Below are 548 nucleotides of genomic sequence, written 5' to 3'. Positions count from 1 at the left end.
CGGATAAATGGCGGCTGCCTGAGGGGGCGCACCGTGCGGTGCCCTGACGGCGTTATCCGCCCTGCTATGGACAAAGTGCGGGAAGCGGTGTTTGCAATTTTGGGCGACCTTTCGGATAAGGCGTTTTTGGACGCATTCAGCGGCTCTGGCATTATCGCGCTGGAAGCAGCGTCTCGGGGAGCCGCCCGCGTCGAACTGGTCGAAAACGACCGCGTCAAAATCAACACGGTGCTGAAGAACGCCGCGCTTGCCGGACGGACCTCGGCGGGGCGCATTCAGTGCCACTTCGTGGCGGCGGAACTGTTTCTCAAGCGGTGCAAGACCGCGTTCGACCTTATCTTTTTTGATCCGCCGTTTTTATATGGTTTTCACCGCGAGCTTATCCAGACCGTTTCTGACCGCCGCCTGCTGAACGTCGGCGGCACGGCGCTTATCCACCGCCCCTCGGAGAAGCCGCTGCCGGACGTCATCGGAAGGTTGGCGCTCACCGACCGGCGCAAATACGGACGCTCGGTGGTGGACTTTTATCGGGCGGAATGACGCGCATA

The 548-nt window shown here is 60.9% G+C and carries 1 protein-coding gene; it reads left to right on the top strand.

Annotated features, from left to right (window positions below):
• A partial coding sequence (gene rsmD, locus AWU74_RS07665; protein ID WP_162505044.1) for a 16S rRNA (guanine(966)-N(2))-methyltransferase RsmD occupies nt 1-540 on the top strand: 540 nt, incomplete at its 5' end.
• Nucleotides 541-548 lie beyond the last annotated feature (8 nt).

The organism is Treponema endosymbiont of Eucomonympha sp., assembly GCF_001028545.1.
Note: the sequence above shows the minus strand (reverse complement) of the source record. Positions and strands in the feature narration are given on the sequence as shown.